The organism is Okeania sp. SIO2B9 (assembly GCF_010672505.1).
Classification (GTDB): Bacteria; Cyanobacteriota; Cyanobacteriia; order Cyanobacteriales; family Microcoleaceae; genus Okeania; species Okeania hirsuta.
In genome coordinates, this window is the sequence record NZ_JAAHGK010001034.1 from 1 (window position 1) to 2,797 (window position 2,797).

Below are 2,797 nucleotides of genomic sequence, written 5' to 3' on the forward strand. Positions count from 1 at the left end.
TCTCGAAGTGGAGCAACTCAACGGGCTAATAATTTATTATTAGAGTTAGTAAACTCTGGCAAAAATGACGAGGAAACTATTTGTTTGTTAGCCAGGACTCATAAAGATTTGTGGCAGCAAGCAAGCTCTCCAGAGGAAAGTACCCAACAAATAGCATTGGCAGCTCAACGATATCAACAAGCTTATCAAATGAGTGGGGATTATTATCCGGGGATAAATGCCGCGACAATGACAATGTTGATGGGAGATGCTGAAACAGCAAAGGCGATCGCTGTTGAAGTACGGGAAAAATGTTTGGCTGAACTCCCACCAGTTTCCCAGAGGAACGAGAATGACTACTGGTTACTAGCAACTTTGGGAGAAACTGCTTTAATTTTAGGGGAAAATTCTGAGGCAGAAGATTGGTATGGTCAAGCTGTGAAGCAAAGTAAGGGTAAATTTGGGAATTTAAGTTCGACTCGTCGTAATGCTACTTTAATCCTAGAATATCGACAAGGAGATATTAATTGGGTTAAAAATTGTCTGCCTATTTCTAGGGTAGTAGTATTTAGCGGTCACATGATTGATGAACCAGGGCGCACAATACCTAGATTTCCGCCAGAGATAGAATCACAGGTTTATGAGGCAATTCGCGATCGCCTAATTCAGTTAGATGCTCGTTTGGGTTATGCTTCTGCAGCTTGTGGTAGTGATATTTTGTTCCTTGAAGCTTTGTCTGAATTGGAGGGGGAGACTCATATCGTTTTGCCCCATGAACGAGAACAATTTATCAAAAATTCTATTGATATTATCCCTAATAGTAATTGGCGACAACGGTTTGAGCAAGTTTTGGAAAAAGCGACAGAAGTGATTATTCCAACTCATTATAATCTTGAACACAGCAATATTGCCTATGAATACACTAATAGGATACTCTATGGAATGGCAAAAATGCGGGCAGAACAGTTAGATACAGAACTTATACCAATGGCTGTTTGGAATCAACAAATTGGTGGAATAGGTGGTACAGCAAGAGCTGTAGAATTTTGGCGACAATGGAACAATAATGTGGAAATAATTGATATTCAGCAGATTTTACAATCTGTGATGACACAGAAAGTAGAGATATTGAATACACTATCCACACCACCAACTCCCCTACAACCAACTTCTGCACCAGAGGATGAAAATCGGTTAATTATGGCGTTGTTATTTGCAGATGTTAAGAGTTATTCTAAATTGAAGGAAAATCAGATTAGTCTATTTGTAGAATATTTTCTCGGTGCGGTGGCGAAGTTTGAGGCAAAGTCTGATTATAAACCAGTAATGAAAAATACTTGGGGAGATGCTTTATATTATGTCTTTTCTAATGTTAGGGATGCGGGTTTATTTGCCTTGGAAATATGCAATCTTGTTCAGAGTACAGATTGGGAAAAAGTAGGGTTGCCCGCAAGTTTGAATTTACGGGTAGCGTTACATACAGGGGTGGTTTATAAATACACTAACCCGATTACTGGGATGACAACTTACAGTGGTACTCATGTGAGTTATGCGGCTAGGATTGAACCTATTACGCCACCAGGAAAGGTTTATTCAAGTCAAGCGTTTGCTGCAATGGTAGCTTCAGAGGGGGTGAAAGAATTTACTTGTGATTATGTGGGGCAAACTTCTTTAGCTAAGGGTTATGGTACATTTCCTACTTATCATCTGCGACGTTGTGGGGGTGGTTAATGAAGTCAGAAGTCAGAAGTCAGAAGTTATTTGTAGTGCCGTGTCAAGACTAAAATTGTGGATTAGGAGCAAAAACCTAGGAACCTCTCCCCCAACCCCTCTCCTGCGAGGAGAGGGTAGTTTCTCCCCCTTCCCTTGCAGGGAAGGGGGTTGGGGGGTTAGGTTTTTCACCCACATTTTCAAGCTTGACACGGCAGTAGGTTGGGTTGCGCTACCGCTTAACCCAACTATCCCGAATACAACCATTATCAACGACGCTCAACCTGTTCAGGTTTGCCTATCCCACATTTACTTTGATCATGGCGTTCCACCTTGAAAATAATTCAATATTTTTTGGTCTTGAGTGACTAATAACGAACCGTGAACTTTAGCTGTTGCCACGATAATTTGGTCTGCTGGATCGGCGTGAAATCCAGATATGAGTGTCTAGAATAATCATATTAATAGAGTTGTTGGGAATTAAGCTAAAAAAATGGCTAAAACCCTTATCAGTCAAAGTTTATAGCCTTTTTAGTTCCGAAATTTTGAAAGCCTTATAGAGTAAGCTTTTGAGCATTGTTCAACTTTTATTTCCCAACAACTCTAATGTTTTCCAGTCTTCTAGAGCTACAGGTTCATAAGGAGCGTCATAATGAATGACTTTTCTTTTCAGGGGGTGTTCTTCAGAGGAAAGTAGTTGTGAGGAAGTTGAACGCATATCATTTTTAACTGTTTGCAAAATTGCTTCAATGAGAAAAATGCGCTCTTCAATAGATGTTCCTTGCAGTTTTTTGAGTATTTCTGAATCAATCATGTTTTTAGTTAATAGTTTTTTGTTTATTTGATAATTATATTACTGTCATTGGGAGGGCGGCTGAGAAAGTAAGAATTTGGCTTTACTCCATTAACCCTAAAGCTAAGTGAATGTTTTTTAAATTGTTCATTTAGATTTAATTAAATAGAAAAATATACGAACCCAAAATGTTAAACTAGGGAAGAAAAAAGGCAATAAAATTGCACCAGTAATATAAATTTGTAGACTAGCTAAACCATAAATAATATTTAGTAACAATAGTAAAAATAGCAAGAATAAAATATTTTTTTGTTG

General features: G+C 38.4%; 2 protein-coding genes. One reads left to right on the plus strand and one right to left on the minus strand.

Going from position 1 to position 2,797, the window contains the following annotated elements; genetic code table 11:
• On the plus strand, positions 1–1,710 hold a 1,710-nt coding region (locus F6K13_RS26900), incomplete at its 5' end, for a TRAFs-binding domain-containing protein (RefSeq protein ID WP_287288977.1).
• 559 nt (positions 1,711–2,269) lie between these two features.
• Here F6K13_RS26900 and F6K13_RS26905 read toward each other — a convergent pair.
• Positions 2,270–2,503, minus strand: a complete 234-nt coding sequence (locus F6K13_RS26905) for a hypothetical protein (protein ID WP_124145926.1) — start codon at positions 2,501–2,503, stop codon at positions 2,270–2,272.
• Between the last annotated feature and the right edge of the window lie 294 nt (positions 2,504–2,797).